The organism is Sphingopyxis sp. GW821-FHT12F08, assembly GCF_058806755.1.
In genome coordinates this window covers 212,313-233,117 of the sequence record NZ_JBXAQA010000006.1, presented here as the reverse complement: position 1 = coordinate 233,117, position 20,805 = coordinate 212,313, and the positions used below count along the sequence as shown (strand labels likewise).

The window sequence follows — 20,805 nt, the reverse complement described above, 5'->3', positions numbered from 1 at the left end:
GACTCCCATGGCTCGCAGCGACTTTCGTTTCCACGTCCCCAAGCGCGTCCGCTACGCCGAGATCGACGCGCAGGCGGTGGTGTTCAACAGCCGCTACCTCGAATATTTCGACATCGGCATCACCGAATATTGGCGCGCCGCCGGAGTCTACGACCGCTGGCCCGAGCGCGAGAGCCCTGAGTTCCACGTCGCGCGCGCCGAGGTCGACTATAAGATGCCGATCCTGCTCGACGAGGAGATCGACATCTGCGTGCGCTGCTCGCGCGTCGGGCGCAGCTCGATGACCTTCCTGTTCGAACTCCACGGCAAGGGCGCCGAGGATTTGCGAGCGACCGGACTGGAGGTCAGCGTCCACGTCGCCGAAGCCCGCGGCGCGCCGGCGCCGGTGCCCGAAGCGTTCGTGGAATTGTTCGAGGCTTATGAGGGGAAGAGCCTCAGGGGCTGAGGCGAAGGGGCGGCGTTCGGGCAGGGGCGGACATAAGTGATCCTCCCCGTTCCGGGGAGGATCGTCAACGGCAGCTCCTACCCCAAAGCCGCCACATCCCACACCCGAAAACGGCACCGAAAATCGGCTTGGACGTTTCCAATCGCGCGCCCTTCGCTTATGTTCGCGCCATGACCAAATATCTCCACACCATGATCCGCGTGTCGGATCCCGACGCCACCGTCGACTTCTTCAAGCTCGTCGGGCTCGAAGAGGTCCGGCGCTTCGATAATGAAGGCGGGCGCTTCACCCTGATCTTCCTGGCGCCGCCCGGACAGGCCGGGGTCGCCGAGGTCGAGCTGACCTACAACTGGCCGCCCGAAGACGGCAGCGCGGCGGAAAGCTACACCGGCGGGCGCAATTTCGGGCACCTCGCCTATCGCGTCGAGAATATCTACGACACCTGCCAGCGGCTGATGGACGCGGGGGTGACGATCAACCGCCCGCCGCGCGACGGGCATATGGCCTTCGTTCGCTCGCCCGACGGGATTTCGATCGAACTGCTGCAGGACGGCCATCTGCCGCCGCAGGAGCCTTGGGCGTCACTGCCGAACACGGGCGTCTGGTAGGACGCGGGTGCCGGGCCTGCTGATCAATATCGACGTGCCCGACCTCACCGCCGGCGAGGCCTTTTACACCGAAGGGCTCGGCCTCACCGCCGCGCGGCGCTTCGACGAGGATATCGTCGAACTGCTCGGCGCCGGCGTCCCCATCTATCTGATCGTCAAGCCCGGCGGATCGGCGATCGGCCGGGCCGGCGGCGGCGCGCGTCGCTACGACCGCCACTGGACGCCGGTGCATCCCGATTTCACCGTCGACGATCTCGATGCGGCGGTGGCGCACGCGCTGGCGGCAGGCGCGGTGCTCGAGGACGGCCCGCTCGACCTGCCCTATGGGCGGCAGGCGATGTTCGCCGACCCCTTCGGCAACGGCTTCTGCCTGATCGAATTCAACGACCGCGGCTATGACGCGCTGATCGACGGCTAGGCCGCGGCACCTACCGTGCCCGTAGCCGACGGTGCGGGCTGTTGCCAGCGGTCGGCGACCATGCAGTCGCGCCCGCTATGCTTGGCGGCATAGAGCAGCCGGTCGGTCTCGGCGAACAGCCGGTCGAAGTCGAGCGCCGCGCCCTCGGTCCGCGCTTCGAAGATTAGCAGCCCGCCGCTGGCGCTCACCGGATGCGGGATCTGCGGCACATCGGCGGCGATGCGCCGCGCGATCGCCTGGCGGCAACGCTCGGCGGTGCCCGCCGCGTCGGGGCGGTCGATCAGCAGGAAGAATTCCTCGCCGCCGATCCGCGCGACGATACCGCCATGGCCCTCGCGCAGCCCGGCGGCGGCGGCGCACAGCACCGCATCGCCGACCTGGTGGCCGTAGCGGTCGTTGACCGACTTGAAATGGTCGATGTCGATCAGCGCCGCAGCGGTGAAGCGCCGCGCGTCGGTGGCGAGCAGATTTTCGAGCCCGCGGCGGTTGGTGAGCCGGGTCAGCGGATCGGTCTGCGCCGCATCCTCCATCGCCCCGGCACGCACCTGTGCGCGGTCGCGCTCGCGGCGCATGATCATGAAGCGGTCGGCGACGCCGAGCGCGGTGATCACCAGCTCGAGCGCGATCGCGAGATAGAGCAACTGGTCGAGCCAGGGCGGTCCGATGTAAAGCCCGATCCCGCGCGCGACGCGTTCGAAGCCGCAGGCGATGATCGGCGTCCACGCCGCGGCCTGATATTGCGCCGCGCGGCTGCCGCGGCGGCAGGTGCGCGTCAGCACGACGACATAGGTGACCAGCACCGGCAGATAGGCCGCGAAATAGAGCTGCCCGCCCCACGGCCGGATCGCCTCGACCGGCGCCATGGCGACCGCGCCGAACAGTGGAATCCACAGCACGCAGGCGAAAAGCGCGCGCCGCTCGCCGCGGGTGATCTTGTCGGGCTCGAGGAAGTTCAGGCAGAACATCGTTGCGGCCACGATCCCGGCGCTGAAGCTGATCTGCGACACATAGCCATAGGTGAGCGCGCTGATCCCCGGCACCACGGCAAAGGCGAGCCCCGACGACAGGCTGGTGTGCAGGATGATGCAGACGGCGAGCGCCATGTGCCAGAGCAGGAAGCGTTCGCGCAGCACGCGGAAAAAGGCGATGTTGAAGACGATCGGCGCGAGTGCGAGCCCGGTGAACAGCGCGATCAGCAGCATCGTCCCGGTCGACCAACCGCCCGTCCCGGCGGGCGTCAGCCGCGCGGTCTTGAGCGTCGTCAGATAGCTCAGCCGGTCGAACGCGACAGCGATCTCGACCGGCGGCGAGGCGCGTTGCGGCACGGCGAGGTAAAAATCGGGACCCGCGAGGCGGTAGGGCATTGCCTGCCGTCCGTCGCGCACGATACTCGTGACCGTGCCGTCGGCGTAGCGGACGAACATCGCAATCTGCTGGAAGCGGCTGGTGCGCGCGTTGAACTCGATCGGGCCCGCGCCAGCCGCGGCGATGGTGCGCGCATCGAAGAAAAGCCAGCTTCGCGGGCCCTCAAGCGACCAGCGGTCGGCGTCGCAATCGCGCTGAACGCCCGCCTGCGACACGGCGTCATAGCCGGTGGCGAGGTCAGATTGCAGCGTGCACGGCGCCGCTCGTGGCGCCGCCTTTGCGGGTGCCCAGCCCGCGAACAGGGTTATCGCCAAAAGGATCAATGCCAGACGCTGCAACGACTCTTCCCCGTACCGCCGCGCACCATGCTAGTCCCAACGCTTTTCAACATGGTTAACTTGGCGGTCGACGGCGGCCCGTGCTCGGGTTATTCTTCGTGCATGCTCGAAATCGTCCGTATCCCCGTCCTCAGCGACAATTATGTCTGGCTGGTCCACGAACCCGAAAGCGGCGCGACGATGGTCGTCGATCCCGCGGTCGCCGACCCGGTGCTCGAGGCCGCGGCGGCGCGCGGCTGGACGATCAGCGACATCTGGAACACCCACTGGCACCCCGACCATACCGGCGGCAACGCCGCGATCAAGGAGGCTGCCAAGGCATGGGGCGGCTGCACGATCACCGGCCCCGCGGCCGAATTTGCACGCATCCCGACGCTCGACGTGCAGGTCAAGGGCGGCGACCGGGTGAAGCTGGGCGATGTCGAGGCCGCGGTCTGGGACGTGCCCGCACACACCGCGGGGCATATCGCCTATTATTTCGCCGACGACGCCGCGATCTTCGTCGGCGACACGATGTTCGCGATGGGCTGCGGCCGGCTGTTCGAAGGCACCGCCGAGCAGATGTTCGCGAACATGCAACAGCTAGGGACGCTGGACGACGCGACGCGCGTCTATTGCGCGCACGAATATACGCTGTCGAACGCGCGCTTTGCGGTGACCGTCGAGCCCGACAATGCGGAGCTGGTGGCGCGGCTGGCCGCGGTCGAGTCGGCGCGCGCGGCGGGCGAGGCCACGGTGCCGACGACGATCGGCGCCGAGCGCGCGACCAACCCTTTCCTTCGCGCGGCGAGCGCTGCCGAACTGGCACGCATCCGCGCGCTCAAGGACGCTGCCTGAGGAGGCTTCAGCAACCATTCATCGCCTTGTCCGTAAACTGTAACAGTCGCAGGAGCCTATCATGGCGAAATCCATCTTCATCTCATTCGTGCTGGCGCCGCTGCTCGCGAGCTGCGCCGCGAGCGACAGCGGCGCGCCGCGCGCCGAGGCGCTGACCCCCAAACAGGCCGAGCGGCTCGACAAGCAGCTCGCGGGCAAGGTCGCGGGCGAGCCGGTGCGCTGCCTGCCCTCCACCGCGAGCGCCGAGACGATCCGCATTTCGGACGATATCCTGCTCTATCGCCAGTCGGGCCGCGTCGTGTATCGCAACACGCTCAAGAGCAGCTGCCCGGGGCTCGGCCGCGACAGCGACATCATGGTCGTCCGCCAGTTCGGCAGCTCGACGTGCAGCGGCGATTTTTTCCACCTGGTCGACCGGTCGAGCGGCATCCGCGGCCCGACCTGCGTGCTCGGCGATTTTGTCCCCTATCGCAAACCGGCGGGGGACGAAGGCTGAACCCAAAGGGTTCGGCGATGGGCGGGGTCCGGTTTGCGCCGAGCTCTTCGGGTCGCACCCCCGCCTGTCATTCGATACGCATCACCCCTTGTACATCGCCGCGATCTTGTCGGCGTAGACGTCGCGCAAAACATGCCGTCTTATCTTCATCGACGGGGTCATCTGTTCATTCTCGATCGTGAAGGCTTCGTCGGCGAGGTCGAACTTGCGCAGCTTCTCGATCACCGACAGCTGGCCATTGACGCGATCGACCGCGGCGCGCAGCGCGGCGCGGAATTTCTCATGCTCGCGCAGTAGCTTGATATCCTTGGGCAATCCCTCGGATTCGGCCCATTCATTCGTCCATTCGGGGTCGGGCACGAGGATGCCGACGAGGTGCGGGCGCTTGTCGCCATAGACCATCGCCTGCAGGATCTCGGGCTGGAGCGTCAGCATACCCTCGACCCGCTGCGGCGAAACATTGTCGCCCTTGTCATTGACGATCAGGTCCTTCTTGCGGTCGGTGATGACGATGCGCCCCGCCTCGTCGATATGGCCGATGTCGCCGGTGTGCAGCCACGGCCCGGCATCGGGTTCGGCGGGATCGACGACGAGCACGCGCTCGGTCTCCGCGCGGTTGCGCCAATAGCCTTTCATGACGAGTTCGCCGCGCACCAATATCTCGCCGTCGTCGGCGATCCGGACCTCGGTGTTCATCAGCGGCGGGCCGACGGTGTCCATCTTGATACCCGCACTCGGGCGGTTGCAGCTGATCACCGGCCCCGCCTCGGTCTGGCCATAGCCCTGCAGCAGGGTCAGCCCGATCGAGTGGAAGAAGACCCCGATTTCGGGATTGAGCGGCGCGCCGCCCGACACCAGCGCCTTCATCCGCCCGCCGAAGCGCTTGCCGATCTTGGGCCGGAACAATTTGTCGAGCAGCAGGTCGACCGGGCGGTCGAGCAGCCCGAGGCGATGTTCGTAATCCTTCTCGCCGACGCGCAGCGCCTGGCCGAGCATCCAGTTGGCGAGCTTGCCCTGTTTCTCGACCGACTTGATCATCCGCGCGCGGATCACCTCGAACAATCGCGGGACGACGACCATGATCGTCGGCTTGGTCTCCTCGATGTTCGAGACGAGCTTTTCGAGCCCCTCACTGTAATAGATTTGCGCACCGACCATGATCGGCAGGAACTGCCCGCCCGAATGCTCGTACGCGTGGCTCAAGGGCAGGAAGGACAGGAACACCTCCTCGTCGCCGATGCCGAAGTCGTTGACCAGCACTTCGGCCGCGCCCGCGGCATTGTGCAGGATCGCGCCATGATGCTGCATCACCCCGCGCGGCGCGCCGCCGGTGCCACTGGTGTAGATGAGGCAGGCAATGTCCGCGCGCTTGACGCCGAGCCCGCGCGCCTTGGTCTCCTCAACGTAAGTGGCGCCGTCGGCGACGAGCGGCGCCCAGTCGAGTACGCGCACGTCACCCTGCTGCCCGATGCGCAGGCTCTCCATCGTCACGACCAGGCTGGCGTCGGAGCGCATCACCGCGGGCATCAGCGCGCGTGCGAGCTTGGCGGTCGAGACGACCACCGCCTTGGCGCCGCTGTTGTCGAGGATATGCTGGTGATCGCGCTCGGTGTTGGTGGTGTAGGTCGGCACGGTGATGCAGCCCGCGGCCATGATACCGAGGTCGGCGATGCACCATTCGGGGCGATTCTCGCTGACCAGCACGACGCGGTCGCCTTCCTTCAGCCCCAGCTTGCGCAAATTGTGCGCGAGCGCCGAGACCTGTTCGGCGACCTCGCGCCAGCTCAGCGGCTGCCAGGCGCGGTCGGCCTTGCGCCACAGGAAGGGGTCGTCACCGCCCCTTTCGGCGCGGTCGAAGAACATCGCGACCAGGCTCGGGAAATGGTCGAGATGGGGGTTTTCCAGCTTCATGCCGCTTGCTCTCCCGGGAGGGTTTGATTGTTTTGCCTGCTTCTAAAGACAATCAGCGCGCGATTGAAGTCATTAAGCCCCTCCCCTTCAGGGGAGGGGTTGGGGTGGGGGCCTGCGGCCTTGCGCGAGGCCGATGGCCCCCACCCCGCTCGACTAGGGTCCGGCTATGCCGGACCGAGTCTCACTGCCCCTCCCCTGAAGGGGAGGGGATAAAATTAGCCCTGCGGCGGCGCGCCGTCGACCGACGAGCTGCCCGGGCCGCGCGGGTCGGCGGCGCCGTGCCAGACCTCGCCGACGCGCTGTGCGGCGTTGAGTTTCGAGCCGAGGCTGGTCGGGACGAAGGGATAACCGAAGGGCTTCATCTTGTCGGCGATCGCCTTGCCCGCGGCGACATCCTCGATCAGCACGCCCTGCTGGCCGAAATAGAGATTGGGCAGCGCGATCGCATCCTCGGCCAAAAGCCCCCAGTCGAGCACGCCGACCAGCGTCTTGGTGACATGCATGATGATCCGCTTGCCGCCCGCCGAGCCGATCGCGAGCACGACCTTGCCGTCGGGGCCATAGACGATCGTCGGCGACATCGACGACAATGGGCGCTTGCCCGCCTGCACGCGGTTCGCCCCAGGCGCGTCGCCCTGCACCGGGTCGAGGTCGAAATCGGTGAGCTCGTTGTTGAGGAAAAAGCCGTTGGCGTTGAGGTTGCTGCCGAAGATGCTCTCGATCGTCGAGGTCATCGACGCGACATTGCCCTCGCGGTCGACCGCCACGAAATGCGTCGTGCCCTGTTCGGGGACCGGGCCCGACGGCGTGCGCGGCTGCGCGCCCGGCGGATTGCCCGCGGGATAGGCGGCGGCACGGCCAAAGGGCGAGATCAGCTGGCGGCGTTCGGACAGATATGTCTTGTCGAGCAGGCCCGCGACCGGGACGTCGACGAAATCGCCGTCGCCCAGATATTTTTCGCGGTCGGCATAGGACAGCTGCATCGCTTCGGACAGCAGGTGCCAGCTCATCGGATTGTCCTTGCCCATCGCCTTCATGTCCCAGCCCTCGATCATGCCGAGGATACCGAAGACGGTGGTCGCGCCCGACGACGGCGGGCCCATGCCGCAGACCTTGTAGACGCGGTAGGTGGTGCAGACCGCGGGCTTGTCCTGCGCCTTATAGGCCGCGAGATCCTTCGCGGTCAGCACCGCGGGGTTGCGCGCTGATTTCGCCACCGCCTCGCTGATCGCCCTGGCATTGGCGCCGGTGTAGAAGGCGTCGGGGCCCTTGGCCGCAATGTCGCGCAGCAGCCTGGCATAGGCGGGGTTCCTGATCACCGTGCCGACCGGCGCGGGCTTGCCGTCGACATAATAGAGAGAGCGCGCGGCGGGGAAATCCTTCCACGTGTCCTGGAAGCGGTCGAGCCAGCCGTAGAGTGCGGGCGTGACCTGGAACCCTTCGTCGGCGAGCTTGATCGCGGGCTGGAACAGCGCCTTCCACTCGAGCCGGCCCCATTTCTTGTGCGCCATTTCCATCAGGCGGACATTGCCGGGGACGCCGACCGACAGGCCGCCGGGGATCACGTCGCCATAGCCGCGCGGCTTGCCGTCGGGGCCGAGGAAGCGGTCGGGTTTGGCCGAGGCGGGCGCCATTTCGCGGCCGTTGATCGTGCCGATCTGGTCGGTCTTGGCCTCGTGATAGACGAGGAAACCGCCGCCGCCTACACCGCTCGACTGCGGTTCGACGAGCGTCAGCACCAGCATCATCGCCATCGCCGCGTCGGCCGCCGAGCCGCCGTCGTGGAGGATCTGCCGCCCCGCCTCGGTCGCGCGCGGATCGGCGGTCGAGGTCACCCCCTGCGCCGCGGCGAGCGAGGGAAGAGCGGTGAGGAAAAGGGCGACGGCGGCGAAGAGTCTCTTGTTCATGCGCGGGACATTGGCGCGGGGCGAAGCATGGCGCAACCCCGTCCCTATTCCTACCCGTCGCGAAGCGATGCAGAGGGGTTATGGCGCCGGCGTGGCCCGCCTCTCCATCATCAAGCTTCGCGAAGGTTCAGTCCGCCACCCCCACCGCATCGGCGACGCGCGTGAAGCCGTCGCGCACCGCCAGATTCTCGAGCCCGCGCGCGATGCGCTGCGCGAGGCCGGGCCCGGCGAAGACCATCGCCGAATAGATTTGCACCAGGCTGGCCCCCGCGCGGATGCGCGCCCACGCCTGCTCGGCGCTGGCGATACCGCCGACGCCGATCAGCGGCAGCGTGCCGCCGCTTGCGGCGCGGAAATCCTTGAGCCGCTGGAGCGCGAGGTCGTGGAGCGGCGCGCCCGACAGCCCGCCCGCCTCTTGCGCGTGAATCGACTTCAACGCCGGCCGCCCAATCGTGGTGTTCGACACGATCAGCGCCGCCAGCCCCTTGTCGAGCGCCACCGCGACGACATCGTCGATATCGGCGGGTTCGAGATCGGGCGCGACCTTCAGGAACACCGGCTTCGCGCCGCCCGCAGGCTGCGCTGCGTTCACCGCATCGAGCAGGCCTTCGAGCGCGCCCTTGTCCTGCAGCGCGCGCAGCCCCGGGGTGTTGGGCGAGCTGATGTTGACCGTCAGATAATCGGCGAGCGGCGCCATCGCCGCGACGCCCTTGGCGTAATCGGCGATACGGTCGTCGCTGTCCTTGTTCGCGCCGATGTTGATGCCGAGCGGCACCGCCATGCCGCAGGCACGCAGTCTGGCGAGGCGTTCGGCGGCCGCAGCCTGCCCACCGTTGTTGAACCCCATGCGGTTGATCACCGCGCCGTCCTCGACCAGCCGGAACAGCCGCGGGCGCGGATTGCCCTCCTGCGGCAAGGGCGTGAGCGTACCGACCTCGACGAAGCCGAAGCCGAAGCGCGGCATTACCGCAGCGGCGCGCGCATCCTTGTCGAAGCCGGGGGCGAGCCCGACCGGGTTGGGAAAATGCAGCCCCGCGACCTCGGTCGCGAGGATCGGGCTGGTCAGCGCGGTGTGCGCGCGCGGCAGCGGTTCGAGCGCGGCGATGGTCAGATTATGCGCCGCCTCGCCGTCGCTCGCATGGACGATCGGGCGGACGAGCGCATAGGCGGCATCGGTGAGCGAGGCGAAGAGCGACATGGCCCGCCATTGCGCGCCGCCAGCCCCTATGGCAAGCCCCTCGAAGACCAGCAAAGTCCAACGATAAGCCGGAGAAAATCGTGTCGCACCCCCGCCTTGCCACCAGCCTGTCCACCTGCCTCTTCGCGCTCGCTATCGCCGGCTGCACGCCGACGGCGACCGAACAGGCGCCCGCGACCGTCGCGCCGCCGCCCGCCGCCGAGGCCGCGCCGGCGGGCGCGAACCTCGCCGAATTCTTCGACAAATATGATGCGGCGCAATTGTCGCTCTCGCCCGAGACCAAGGCGCGGCGCGGGGTGCGCGACGGCGATTATGGCCAATGGGACGATGTGTCGGACGAGGCCGATGTCGCGCGCTTCAAGCTGCAGACCGCGACCGCCGAGGCGATGCACGGCAGCTTCGACCCCAAGGCACTGACGACCGACGAAGCACTGTCGTTCGAGTTGTTCAACGCGCAGGCGGCGCGCGCCGAGCGCCTGTTCGCGTTCCGCGACCATGGCTATGTCTTCGACCAGATGAACGGCGCGCAGAGCCAGATGCCGGCGTTCCTGATCAACATCCACCGCGTCGCCACTATCGCCGAGGCCGAGGCCTATGTATCGCGCATCCGCGAACTGGGGCCGATCCTCGACGCGCTGTCGGCGCAGTCGGCCGAGCGCGCCGCGAAAGGCTATGCGCCGCCGAAGTGGGTCTATCCCTATGTCATCTCGGACATCGGCAACCTGACCAGGGCCGACAATGCGGTGGTCGAGGACATCGCCGCCAAGGTGAACAAGCTCGACATCGACGCCGCCGAAAAGACGCGGTTGGTGGACGCCGCCAAGGCGGCCTGGGCGACAAGCGCCGGCCCCGCCTACACGCGTCTCGCCGCCGAGATGAAGCGCCAGCAGGCGAGCGCGCCGACGCAGGACGGCGTGTGGCGCATGCCCGAGGGCAAGGCCTATTATGAGGCGCTGCTCGCCAACTACACGACGACCGACATGACCGCGGCGCAGATCCACGACCTCGGCCTATCCGAAGTCGCGCGCATCCATGGCGAGATGAAGACGATCATGGCGCAGGTCGGCTTCAAGGGCACGCTGAACCAGTTTTTCGAGCATCTGCGCACCAGCCCGCAATATTATCACACGACGCGCGAGGCCTATCTCGCCGACGTCGACGCGCATGTGAACGCGATGGAGGCGCGGCTGCCCGCCTTCTTCAACACCCTCCCCAAATCGGCGCTGCAGGTGAAGGCGGTCGAGGCGTTCCGCGAGAAATCGGCGGGCAAGGCGTTTTATTCGTCGCCCGCGCCCGACGGATCGCGGCCGGGCGTCTATTATGTCAACCTCTACGACCTCCGCGACATGCCCAAGACCGAGCTCGAGGCGCTCGCCTATCACGAGGGGGTGCCGGGGCACCATCTCCAGCGCGCCGTGCAGACCGAGTTGACCGGGCTTCCGCCGTTTCGTCGGTTCGGCGGCTTCACCGCCTATACCGAGGGCTGGGGCCTCTATTCGGAGGAGCTCGCCAAGGACATGGGTTTCTACACCGATCCCTATGCCGATTTCGGGCGGCTGGGCATGGAACTGTGGCGCGCGACGCGGCTCGTCGTCGACACCGGCATCCACGACAAGCGCTGGACCCGCGAGCAGGCGATCCAGTATCTCAAGGACAATACGCCGAACCCGCAAGGCGACATCGAAAAAGCGATCGAACGCTATGTCGTCTATCCGGGACAGGCGACCGCCTACCTGATCGGCAAGCTCAAGATCATGGAATTGCGCGGCCGTGCGCAGAAGGCGATGGGCGACAGATTCGACATCCGTGCCTTCCACGACGTCGTGCTCGAATCGGGGCCGGTGCCGCTCGATATCCTCGAACGCCGCGTCGATGCGTGGATCGCGACCCAAAAGAGTTAATGGTCGGCGATTTGCGGCTTGACGCGCGCGCGCGAAAGGCAAATGATTTGGCCTAGTTAAACAGGCGGCAGCACAGCCGCCGGGGGTCGGGTCTCGTCATGACGGAAGCTTCATCCACGCCAGCGGGCGCGGACGGCGATGCGCCGTTCGAGCTGCAATATTTTCCGCCCGATCCCGATCTGGCGGAAATGGTGTCGAGCTTTTATTTCGTGCGCGTCGACTTGCCGCTGTTCGACGAAAGCGAGCGCGCCGACCGCCCGCAATTCCGCATCATGGACGTGCCCAAGGGCGAATATGTCTTCCCCGACGGCTATCGCTTTCCCGCGGGGCGCGCGACGATCATCGGCCCGACCAGCGGCAGCGTCCGCGCGATCGCGCCGGGGCCACTGCGCATGTACGGCTTCGGGCTGATGCCCGCGGGCTGGGCGACCTTGATGGGGGCGCACGCCGACAAGCTGACCGACCGCGCGATCGACGCCGCCGACCTGTTCGGCGACTGGATCGAGGAAGTCGTCGACGCGATCGGCAACGCCGCCGACACCGCCGAGCGGCTGGTGATCGGCAATAATTTCGTCCGCGAAATCCTGAAGAAGAACGAGCCCGCGCCGGTGTGGTTCACGCGCACGGTCGACCAGTGGCTGACCGAATCGACCAACCCGCAAGTTCCCGAACTGGTCGAGGCGACGGGCATGTCGATCCGGTCGGTCGAGCGAATGACGAAGCATTATTACGGCCTGTCGCCGCGGATGCTGGCGCGCAAATATCGCGCGGTGCGCGCGGCGTCGGCACTGGCGCGCGGCGAGAAGCTCGACGACGCCGAACTCGGCGACGCCTTTTACGACCAGTCGCACCTGATCCGCGAGATCAAGCGCTTCGCGGGCTCCACCCCGGGCCAGCTCGCGAAACCGTCGAGCTATGTCGAGGCGACGGCAAAGGGCCGCAAGCAGATGGCGGGCAAGGTCAGCCCGATGGTGTCGGAGACTTGACGCCTATTCCCTCCCCCTCGATGGGGGAGGCAGCGAGACTTACGAACTTGTTCGTTAGTCGCAGCGGTGGGGGTGCGGTCTCGGCCTGAAGCGGGCGGCGCGTGGACGCACCATCACCCCCATCCAACTTCGCCTAGCCGCTACGCGGCAAGGCTGCGTATCCTTCCCCCATCGAGGGGGAAGGGATTTTGCCCAAATCCCCGATTAACCACCAAAAATTTCACGCGCCGTCGTTTTGGCGTTTCCATCCAATCGCGAATCGCCGGCCCGGCATAATCGGGGGGTGCGACCCAGAAGAGCTCTTCCTCCTGGCGAGGACAGAGACCTTCATCTTGGCACTCATTTGGCTTCGGCCAGATGGGTGCCTTTTTTTTCTTGGGCTCCCCCAAAGCCGCCTTGCTTGCGCGCGCCGGACACCTCGCCTATATAAGTGGAGTAATTTACTCCAGTTAAGAATCGTTCGCAATTTCCGCGAGAAGGGTCGCATGCGTCTGTCCAACCTTGCCGATTATGCCGTGGTGCTGATGAGCGCCGCCGCCCGCCAGTGCGGGTCGGTGCCGATTCACGCCGGCATGCTCGCCGAGCAGACGGGGATTCCGGGGCCGACCGCGCAGAAGCTGGTGAGCCAGCTCGCGCGCGCCGGGCTGCTCGTCGCCTCGCGCGGCAGCGGCGGCGGGGTTCGACTCGCGCGGCCCGCGGCGGCGATCAACGTCGCCGACATCATCGAAGCGGTCGAAGGCCCGATCGCGCTCACCGCCTGCGTCGCCGAAGGGCGCCACGACTGCTCGCTCGAGGGCAGCTGCAAGGTGCAGCCGCATTGGGGCGTGGTGAACGGCGCGGTACGCGGGGCGCTGGCGGAGATCAGTCTGGCGAGTTTGAGCGTCGCCCCGAAACACCCCTCCCCTCCGCCGATCCCGGCATTGGCCGGCGACGAGATCAGACTATGACCGACAACACCGAACTTCCCGTCAAGGACCAGGCCGCGCACGACGCCGCGGCAAAGGTCGCCGATTATGAGCATGGCTGGTCCTCGACCATCGAGACCGACTTCGCGCCCAAGGGGCTGACCGAGGATACGGTCCGCTTCATCTCGGCCAAGAAGAACGAGCCCGAATGGATGCTCGACTGGCGGCTGAAGGCGTTCCGCCACTGGTTGACGATGGAAACGCCCGACTGGGCGAAGCTCAACGTGCCGCCGATCGACTATCAGGACGCTTATTATTACGCAGCGCCGAAGCCCAAGCCCAAGCTCGGCAGCCTCGACGAGGTCGATCCCGAGATCCTCGAGGTTTACAAGAAGCTCGGCATTCCGATCGAGGAGCAGAAGGTACTCGCGGGGGTCGAAGGCGCGCGCAAGGTCGCGGTCGATGCGGTATTCGACAGCGTCAGCGTCGCGACGACCTTCCGCGAGGAGCTGAAGCGCGCGGGCGTGATCTTCCTGTCGATCAGCGAAGCGATCCGCGAATATCCCGAGCTGGTGAAGAAATGGCTCGGCAAGGTCGTGCCGATGCACGACAATTATTTCGCCACGCTCAATTGCGCGGTCTTCTCGGACGGGACGTTCGTCTATGTGCCCGAGGGCGTGCGCTGCCCGATGGAGCTCAGCACCTATTTCCGCATCAATGCCGAGAATACGGGGCAGTTCGAGCGGACATTGATCATCGCCGACAAGGGTGCGTATGTCTCGTACCTCGAAGGCTGCACCGCGCCGATGCGCGACGAGAACCAGCTGCACGCCGCGGTGGTCGAACTGGTGACACTCGACGATGCCGAGATCAAATATTCGACGGTGCAAAACTGGTATCCCGGCAATGCCGAGGGCCTCGGCGGCATCTATAATTTCGTGACCAAGCGCGCGCTGTGCCAGGGCAAGCGCAGCAAGGTGTCGTGGACGCAGGTCGAAACCGGCTCGGCGATCACGTGGAAATATCCGAGCTGCGTGCTCAACGGCGACGACAGCGTCGGCGAATTCTATTCGGTCGCGGTCACCAATAATTTCCAGCAGGCCGATACCGGCACCAAGATGATCCACAATGGCAAGCGCACGCGCTCGACCATCGTCAGCAAGGGGATCAGCGCGGGCAAGTCGAACAACACCTATCGCGGATTGGTGCGCGTCGCGCCCAATGCCGAGGGCGTGCGCAATTTCACCCAGTGCGACAGCCTGCTTTTGGGCTCGCTCAGCGGCGCGCACACTGTCCCCTATATCGAGGTCCGCAACCCGACCGCGACCGTCGAGCATGAAGCGACGACGAGCAAGATCAGCGACGATCAGCTGTTCTACGCGATGCAGCGCGGGCTGGGGCAGGAAGAGGCGGTGGCGCTGATCGTCAACGGTTTTGCCAAGGAAGTGCTGCAGCAGCTGCCGATGGAGTTTGCGGTTGAGGCGCAGAAGTTGCTGGGGATTTCGCTGGAGGGGTCTGTCGGATGACCTGGACACTCCGCGATCAGGCGAAACAACTGAACTCCCCTCCCCTTCAGGGGAGGGGCCGGGGGTGGGGTCTATCGGCCTCCACCATCGAAGAGTTGCAAAGCCGTGCGCGCAACATGCGCAACAATCCGACCGAGCCGGAAAAGCGGCTGTGGCGGCATTTGTCGAACGGGCAGCTTGAGGGATACAAATTCCGCCGCCAACAGGTGATTGGCTGGTTCATTGCGGATTTGGTTTGTTCGGCCGCGAAGCTGATCGTTGAGGTCGATGGCGACACGCATGAGGAAGCGGGAGACCGCGCGCGCGATAAAGCGCTGGCGGAGCACGGTTACCGGACCATCCACGTCACCAACCATGATGTGATGTCCAACATGGACGGCGTGCTGAGGTTTATCGTCGAAGCCTTGCGTCAGGCCGAGAGACCCCACCCCAACCCCTCCCCTGAAGGTGAGGGGCTTGAAAGATGACTATGCTCAAAATTGAAAACCTCCACGCCACCGTCGCCGACAAGCCGATCCTGAAGGGCCTGTCGCTCGCCATCAATGCGGGCGAGATTCATGCGATCATGGGCCCCAACGGCGCGGGCAAGTCGACGCTCTCCTACATTCTCGGCGGGCGCCCAGGCTACGAAGTCACCGAGGGTTCGGCCACGTTCGACGGGCAAGACCTGCTCGACATGGACCCGCACGAGCGCGCCGCCGCCGGCCTTTTCCTCGGCTTCCAATATCCGGTCGAAATCCCCGGCGTGTCGAACGTCCAGTTCCTTCGCGAAAGCCTGAACGCCCAGCGCACGGCGCGTGGGTTGGAACCGCTGTCGGGCGGCGATTTCCTGAAGCTCGCGCGCGAGAAGGCGGGGCTGCTCAAGATGGACATGGACATGCTCAAGCGCCCGGTGAACGTCGGCTTCTCGGGCGGCGAGAAGAAGCGCAACGAGATGGTGCAGATGGGGATCCTCGACCCCCGGCTTGCGATCCTCGACGAGACGGACTCAGGGCTAGACATCGACGCGCTGCGCACCGTCGGCGACGGGATCAACGCGATCATGCGCCGCCCCGACAAGGCGGTGCTGCTGATCACCCATTACCAGCGCCTGCTCGACTATGTGCAGCCCGATTTCGTCCACGTCCTCGCCGCCGGCCGCATCGTCAAGTCGGGCGGCCCCGAACTGGCGCGCGAACTCGAAGCGCATGGCTATGCCGAGATTGCGGCTTGATGGCGATGCTGGCCCTGGTGACCTTGACGCCCGCCGCGGCGCTTCCGCCCGTCCCGATCACCGAGACGGTCGAACAGGAGATTGTCGTGATCGCGACCAAGCTGAAGGATTGGCGCGCATCGCTGGTCGAGCATCGCGGCGAACTGCGCTGCTACACGCAGCGATCGACCGGCGACGCCGCGATCGACCGCATCGGCTGCACCGCGATGATCCGCTGTCACAAACGGTATGAAGCGGAATTTGCCCGGTTGAAGGATCACCGCCTGCCGTCGAACGCCCGGAACAAGATGCGCAAGACGCTGCTTCGCGACCGGTTTTCGCCGTGCGTTTTCGAAGCACGCGATGAAATGGTCACCGAACTGGCCGACCAGCGGGCCGCGGCACGATGAGCGGCGCCGTCCTCCCCACCCGCCGCGACGAAGCATGGCGCTATAGCGATATCGACGCGGTCGCCGCGGCGTGGCCTTTGCCCGCGCCCGAAAGCATCATCGTGCCCGCGGGCGGCGACTTCAAACGCGCGATCGTGCAGGACGCAGGCGACATCCGGCAGATCGAGCTGGTGCTCGGCAAGGGCGCGGTGGCTTCGCTGCATATCCTCAATATCGGCGGTGCTTATGGCCGCATCGAACTGAATGCGATCCTGCACGAAGGCGCCGATTTCCACCTCGGCGCGGCGCAGATCGGCGGGGGCGGGCAAAATCTGGAAATCATCACCACGGTCATCCACGCCGAACCCGGCGCGACGTCGCGGCAGGTCGTGCGATCGGTGCTCGGCGGGACTGCGACGGGCACCTATCTCGGCAAGGTTGCGGTCGCGCGCGATGCGCAGCAGACCGACAGCGAACAGGATGTGAAGGCGATGCTGCTCGACCGCAGCGCGACCGCCAACGCCAAGCCCGAGCTCGAAATCTTCGCCGACGACGTCAAATGCGCGCATGGCTGCGCGATCGGCGAGCTCGATCCGATGGGGCTTTATTACCTTCAGTCGCGCGGGCTGCCGCCGGGCGAGGCGAAGAAGCTGATGCTGCAGGCGTTCGTTGCCGGCGTGTTCGATGGCGCCGAGGATGAAGTGCGGTTGCAGGAGCTGGCGCTGGCGAAGCTGGGAGAGCTGGTGTGAGTATTGATACTTCATCACCCCTCCCCTTCAGGGGAGGGGACGGGGGTGGGGTCTCGCGGCCTTACGCTACCTCGCAGCACCCCACCCCAACCCCTCCCCTGAAGGGGAGGGGCTTGAGAGAAGACTTCCCCGGCCTCACCCCCGGCTGGCACTATCTCGATACCGCCGCGACCGCGCAGAAGCCGCAGGCGGTGATCGATGCGACGGTCAACGCGATGGGCCGCGACTATGCGACCGTGCACCGCGGCGTCTATGCACGCTCGGCCGACATGACGCTCGCCTATGAGGCGGCGCGGCGGCGGATCGCGGCCTTCATCGGCGCGCGCGAGAATGAGATCGCGTTCGTGCGCGGCGCGACCGAGGCGATCAACCTCGTTGCCTACAGCCACCCGCGCAAAGGCCGCGTGCTGCTGTCAGTGCTCGAACATCACAGCAATATCGTGCCGTGGCAGCTTGCCGGCTGGCAGGTCGACGTTTGCCCGCTGACCGACGACGGCCGCATCGACCTCGACGCCGCCGAAGAGCTGCTGACCCCCGATCATAATATGGTCGCCTTCGCGCATGTCTCGAACGTGCTCGGCAGCCCGCTCGACGTCGCGCGCGCGGCCGAACTGGCGCACTGCGTCGGCGCCGAATTGCTGATCGACGGCTGCCAGGCGGTGCCGCGGCTGCCCGTTGATGTCGCGGCACTCGGCTGCGACTATTATGTCTTTTCGGGCCACAAGCTTTATGGTCCCACGGGCATCGGTGTGCTGTGGAGCGACAAGCTCGATAGCCTGCCGCCGTGGCAGGGCGGCGGGTCGATGATCGACCGCGTGACCTTTGAACGCACCACCTATGCCCCCGCCCCCACCCGCTTCGAGGCGGGTACGCCCGCGATTATCGAGGCGATCGGGCTCGCGGCGGCGGTCGACTATGTCGAAGCCATCGGCATCGACGCGATCCACGCGCATGAATGCGCGCTCGTCGGCACGCTGCGCGAAGCACTCGCGCGCAAGAACAGCATCACGCTGTTCGGCCCCGAAAACAGCGCGGGGATCGTCAGTTTTGCGATGGCGGGGGTTCATCCGCACGACATCGGCACTATCTTGGACGAAAGCGGGGTCGCGATCCGCGCCGGGCACCATTGCGCACAGCCGCTGATGGAGCATCTGGGGGTACCCGCGACCGCCCGCGCAAGCTTCGGTGTTTACAGCAATGACGACGATGTGGCGGCGCTGATCGATGGCCTCGCCCGCGTCGAGAGGATTTTCGGATGAGCGAGGACCGCATGAGTAAGACCGGGATTCGGGTCGAGGAAGTGGAAAGCGTCGAAGCCCCGCCGAAGGCGCGCGTCGAGGATATCGAAACCGCGCCCGAGAAGCTGGAGCGCAAGCGCGACTATCTCGAGGGGTTCCTCGCGGCGAAGCCCGCGGCGGTCGAACCCGGTGCGGTCGGCGGCGACCTGTACGAGGCGGTGATCAACGCGCTGAAAGATATCTTCGACCCGGAAATTCCTGTGAATATCTATGACCTCGGCCTGATCTACAACGTCGAGATCGACGAGGGCCATGTCGTCGTCACGATGACGCTGACGACGCCGCATTGCCCGGTCGCCGAATCGATGCCCGCCGAGGTCGAGCTGCGCGTCGGCGCGGTGCCGGGGGTCGGCGATGCCGAGGTCAATCTGGTCTGGGATCCGCCGTGGTCGCCGCAGAATATGAGCGACGAAGCGCGCCTCGAACTGGGAATGCTGTGATGACCGAAACAAAAACCCGCACCCGCCCCGCCGCCGTGACGCTGACGCCCAACGCCGAAGCGCGCGTGACCGCGCTAATGGCCGCCGCCCCCGAGGGCGCGATCGGGGTCAAGCTGTCGACCCCGCGCCGCGGCTGTTCGGGGCTCGCTTATTCGGTCGACTATGTCACCGAAGAGCAGAAATTCGACGAGAAGATCGAAACGCCGGGCGGGGTCTTCTACATCGACGGCGCGTCGGTGCTCTACCTGATCGGCAGCACGATGGACTGGGTCGAGGATGATTTCGCCGCGGGCTTCGTGTTCGAGAACCCGAACGCCAAGGGCGCGTGCGGGTGCGGCGAGAGCTTTACCGTCTAAGCAAGCGCGTTTTCGCGCCGGATATGCTATGATCCCCCATCGAATTGAGGGGGGAGCGTCATGGTTCGTGCCTTCTACCTGGCCTATGCGGCCATCTGCTACGCGATATTCTTCGCGACATTCCTGTATCTTATCGCCTTCGTCGGCAATGTGCCGGGTGCGCCGATCACCGTCGATGCCGCACGCAGCGCGCCGACCGCGACCGCGCTGCTGATCGACGTCGCGCTGATCGCGCTATTCGGCATCCAGCACAGCGTGATGGCGCGGCCGGGGTTCAAGGCGCGCTGGACGCGCATCGTGCCGGCGCCGATCGAGCGCAGCACCTACGTGCTGCTCGCCAGCGCGGCGCTGATTCTGCTCTTCCACTTCTGGCATGTCCTGCCCGGCACGATCTGGTCGGTCTACCATCCCTATGCCGCCGGCTTCATCTGGGCGCTGTTCGCGACCGGCTGGCTGATCGTGCTCTTGAGCACCTTCCTGCTTAACCATTTCGAGCTGTTCGGGCTGCAGCAGGCGTGGTTCGCGCTGCGCGAGCGCGCCGCGGCACCGCCGCAGTTGCACCAGCCGTTCTTTTATAAATTCGTGCGCCACCCGCTCTATTCGGGCTTCTTCATCGCCTTCTGGGCGACGCCGGTGATGAGCGCGGGGCATTTGTTGCTCGCGGCAGGCATGTCGATCTACATGCTGATCGCGATCCGTTTCGAGGAACGCGACCTGATCGCGACCTTCGGCGACGATTATGTCGCCTATCGCCAAAAGGTCGGAATGCTGATGCCCAAGCTTTAGCGGCACACCGTCCAGCCGGCCGTCCGCACCGCCATGTCGAGATGGAAATGGTCGGCGTGCGCTTCGTTGTAATCGGGCGACAGCACGGTGCTGAACAGACCGCACGATCCGTCGCGCACCGCGTGCAGGAACGCGCTGCGCTTGTCGCCGTCGTCCCAGTCGTTGATCAGCGAGATGCGCGTCCCGTCGGCGAGCACGAAGGCCGAAATGTCGATCGCATTGGCGGTCGAATGCTCGCTCTGCGCCTGCCGCCCCGCGATCCGGCGGCAATTATAGCTGCCCAGATTTTCGAGGCTCGCGACCGTCTGCCCGAAATGCTTCTGCGCCAGCGGCTGGACGACGTCGCGGTTCCATAGCGCCATCGCCGCGGTGACCGCGCAGCCCGGCGCCGCGCCTGCGGGGCGCATCGTCGGCACCAGTCTGTTCGCGGTGAGCAGCATGCGCTGGCTCGCGCGGCACACCCCCTCGCCCATCACCGGCCGCCGCAAATAGCCCGCGCCCGCGCGGTCGAAGACGGCGAAGCAGGCGGCATCGTCTTCGCTCAGCCCCACCAGCTTGCGGTGCGTCGCCCAGCCCTGCGGGTGCGCGAGTTCGAACCGCGCGGAGGGGTTATGCTCGGGATGCGCACGCAGCCACTGCATCGCGCGGATCGCGGCGACGGTCAGCAGCAGCGCGATCGCGAACCAGATCAGATAGGGGCGAAGGCTCTTCATCATCTCCGTTTCCGCGTGGCGCAAAATAGCGCTTGTTGAAA

22 protein-coding genes are annotated in these 20,805 nt (G+C 66.1%); 17 read left to right on the top strand and 5 right to left on the bottom strand.

Annotation, left to right across the window (positions count from 1 at the left end):
• Nucleotides 1–7 precede the first annotated feature (7 nt).
• The 3 genes from AC1RNQ_RS17170 (at nucleotide 8) to AC1RNQ_RS17160 (ending at nucleotide 1,471) form a co-directional block, all read left to right on the top strand.
• Nucleotides 8–445, top strand: a complete 438-nt coding sequence (locus tag AC1RNQ_RS17170; RefSeq protein ID WP_493173024.1) for an acyl-CoA thioesterase — start codon at nucleotides 8–10, stop codon at nucleotides 443–445.
• A gap of 170 nt (nucleotides 446–615) precedes the next feature.
• Nucleotides 616–1,053 carry a VOC family protein gene (locus AC1RNQ_RS17165; protein WP_493173022.1) on the top strand — a complete coding sequence of 146 codons (438 nt, stop codon included), beginning with the start codon at nucleotides 616–618 and terminating at the stop codon, nucleotides 1,051–1,053.
• Between the two features lie 7 nt (nucleotides 1,054–1,060).
• Complete coding sequence (locus AC1RNQ_RS17160; RefSeq protein ID WP_493173020.1) at nucleotides 1,061–1,471, top strand: VOC family protein; 411 nt, start codon at nucleotides 1,061–1,063, stop codon at nucleotides 1,469–1,471.
• On the opposite strand, the gene AC1RNQ_RS17155 is transcribed toward AC1RNQ_RS17160, so the two are convergent.
• Entirely contained in the window at nucleotides 1,468–3,150 is a 1,683-nt protein-coding gene (locus AC1RNQ_RS17155) for a sensor domain-containing diguanylate cyclase (RefSeq protein ID WP_493173018.1), read from the bottom strand. The two genes, AC1RNQ_RS17160 and AC1RNQ_RS17155, sit on opposite strands and share 4 nt — an antisense overlap.
• Nucleotides 3,151–3,276: 126 nt before the next feature.
• Between AC1RNQ_RS17155 and gloB the strand changes: the two genes are divergently transcribed.
• Entirely contained in the window at nucleotides 3,277–4,011 is a 735-nt protein-coding gene (gene gloB / locus AC1RNQ_RS17150; RefSeq protein WP_493173016.1) for a hydroxyacylglutathione hydrolase, read from the top strand.
• A 61-nt stretch (nucleotides 4,012–4,072) separates the two neighbouring features.
• Nucleotides 4,073–4,507 carry a hypothetical protein gene (locus tag AC1RNQ_RS17145; RefSeq protein WP_493173014.1) on the top strand — a complete coding sequence of 145 codons (435 nt, stop codon included), beginning with the start codon at nucleotides 4,073–4,075 and terminating at the stop codon, nucleotides 4,505–4,507.
• Nucleotides 4,508–4,588: 81 nt separating this feature from the next.
• Here AC1RNQ_RS17145 and AC1RNQ_RS17140 read toward each other — a convergent pair whose 3' ends face one another.
• The 3 genes from AC1RNQ_RS17140 to AC1RNQ_RS17130 form a co-directional block, all read right to left on the bottom strand.
• Complete coding sequence (locus tag AC1RNQ_RS17140) at nucleotides 4,589–6,418, bottom strand: AMP-dependent synthetase/ligase (RefSeq protein WP_493173012.1); 1,830 nt, start codon at nucleotides 6,416–6,418, stop codon at nucleotides 4,589–4,591.
• Nucleotides 6,419–6,633: 215 nt separating this feature from the next.
• Complete coding sequence (gene ggt / locus AC1RNQ_RS17135; RefSeq protein ID WP_493173010.1) at nucleotides 6,634–8,325, bottom strand: gamma-glutamyltransferase; 1,692 nt, start codon at nucleotides 8,323–8,325, stop codon at nucleotides 6,634–6,636.
• A 127-nt stretch (nucleotides 8,326–8,452) separates the two neighbouring features.
• Nucleotides 8,453–9,523 carry a quinone-dependent dihydroorotate dehydrogenase gene (locus AC1RNQ_RS17130; protein WP_493173008.1) on the bottom strand — a complete coding sequence of 357 codons (1,071 nt, stop codon included), beginning with the start codon at nucleotides 9,521–9,523 and terminating at the stop codon, nucleotides 8,453–8,455.
• An 80-nt stretch (nucleotides 9,524–9,603) separates the two neighbouring features.
• Here AC1RNQ_RS17130 and AC1RNQ_RS17125 point away from each other — a divergent pair, with 80 nt between their 5' ends.
• The 12 genes from AC1RNQ_RS17125 (at nucleotide 9,604) to mddA (ending at nucleotide 20,051) form a co-directional block, all read left to right on the top strand.
• A complete protein-coding gene (locus tag AC1RNQ_RS17125) occupies nucleotides 9,604–11,424 on the top strand; it encodes a DUF885 domain-containing protein (protein WP_493173006.1) in 1,821 nt (606 codons plus the stop codon).
• Between the two features lie 98 nt (nucleotides 11,425–11,522).
• Nucleotides 11,523–12,410 carry an AraC family transcriptional regulator gene (locus AC1RNQ_RS17120; protein ID WP_493173003.1) on the top strand — a complete coding sequence of 296 codons (888 nt, stop codon included), beginning with the start codon at nucleotides 11,523–11,525 and terminating at the stop codon, nucleotides 12,408–12,410.
• 485 nt (nucleotides 12,411–12,895) lie between these two features.
• Nucleotides 12,896–13,357 carry an SUF system Fe-S cluster assembly regulator gene (locus tag AC1RNQ_RS17115; protein WP_493173001.1) on the top strand — a complete coding sequence of 154 codons (462 nt, stop codon included), beginning with the start codon at nucleotides 12,896–12,898 and terminating at the stop codon, nucleotides 13,355–13,357.
• Complete coding sequence (sufB, locus tag AC1RNQ_RS17110) at nucleotides 13,354–14,841, top strand: Fe-S cluster assembly protein SufB (RefSeq protein WP_493172999.1); 1,488 nt, start codon at nucleotides 13,354–13,356, stop codon at nucleotides 14,839–14,841. The genes AC1RNQ_RS17115 and sufB overlap by 4 nt, the downstream gene beginning before the upstream one ends.
• The gene (locus AC1RNQ_RS17105; protein WP_493172997.1) at nucleotides 14,838–15,308 is read left to right on the top strand and encodes an endonuclease domain-containing protein; all 471 of its coding nucleotides are present in this window, start codon (nucleotides 14,838–14,840) and stop codon (nucleotides 15,306–15,308) included. Before sufB ends, AC1RNQ_RS17105 begins: the two co-directional genes overlap by 4 nt.
• 2 nt (nucleotides 15,309–15,310) lie before the next feature.
• Nucleotides 15,311–16,054, top strand: coding sequence for a Fe-S cluster assembly ATPase SufC (sufC, locus tag AC1RNQ_RS17100; RefSeq protein ID WP_493173317.1), 744 nt, complete (start codon nucleotides 15,311–15,313; stop codon nucleotides 16,052–16,054).
• Nucleotides 16,054–16,443: a hypothetical protein gene (locus AC1RNQ_RS17095; RefSeq protein WP_493172995.1), complete on the top strand. Its 390-nt coding sequence runs from the start codon at nucleotides 16,054–16,056 to the stop codon at nucleotides 16,441–16,443. Before sufC ends, AC1RNQ_RS17095 begins: the two co-directional genes overlap by 1 nt.
• Nucleotides 16,440–17,171, top strand: a complete 732-nt coding sequence (locus AC1RNQ_RS17090) for a SufD family Fe-S cluster assembly protein (RefSeq protein ID WP_493172993.1) — start codon at nucleotides 16,440–16,442, stop codon at nucleotides 17,169–17,171. Before AC1RNQ_RS17095 ends, AC1RNQ_RS17090 begins: the two co-directional genes overlap by 4 nt.
• 113 nt (nucleotides 17,172–17,284) lie before the next feature.
• Nucleotides 17,285–18,430, top strand: coding sequence for an aminotransferase class V-fold PLP-dependent enzyme (locus AC1RNQ_RS17085; protein WP_493172991.1), 1,146 nt, complete (start codon nucleotides 17,285–17,287; stop codon nucleotides 18,428–18,430).
• A gap of 11 nt (nucleotides 18,431–18,441) precedes the next feature.
• Nucleotides 18,442–18,909 carry an SUF system Fe-S cluster assembly protein gene (locus AC1RNQ_RS17080; protein ID WP_493172989.1) on the top strand — a complete coding sequence of 156 codons (468 nt, stop codon included), beginning with the start codon at nucleotides 18,442–18,444 and terminating at the stop codon, nucleotides 18,907–18,909.
• Complete coding sequence (locus AC1RNQ_RS17075) at nucleotides 18,909–19,265, top strand: HesB/IscA family protein (protein ID WP_493172987.1); 357 nt, start codon at nucleotides 18,909–18,911, stop codon at nucleotides 19,263–19,265. The genes AC1RNQ_RS17080 and AC1RNQ_RS17075 overlap by 1 nt, the downstream gene beginning before the upstream one ends.
• Before the next feature lie 60 nt (nucleotides 19,266–19,325).
• On the top strand, nucleotides 19,326–20,051 hold the full coding sequence (mddA, locus tag AC1RNQ_RS17070; RefSeq protein ID WP_493172985.1) for a methanethiol S-methyltransferase: 726 nt from the start codon (nucleotides 19,326–19,328) through the stop codon (nucleotides 20,049–20,051).
• On the opposite strand, the gene AC1RNQ_RS17065 is transcribed toward mddA, so the two are convergent.
• Nucleotides 20,048–20,767: an extensin-like domain-containing protein gene (locus AC1RNQ_RS17065; protein ID WP_493172983.1), complete on the bottom strand. Its 720-nt coding sequence runs from the start codon at nucleotides 20,765–20,767 to the stop codon at nucleotides 20,048–20,050. The genes mddA and AC1RNQ_RS17065 overlap by 4 nt on opposite strands.
• Nucleotides 20,768–20,805: the final 38 nt, after the last annotated feature.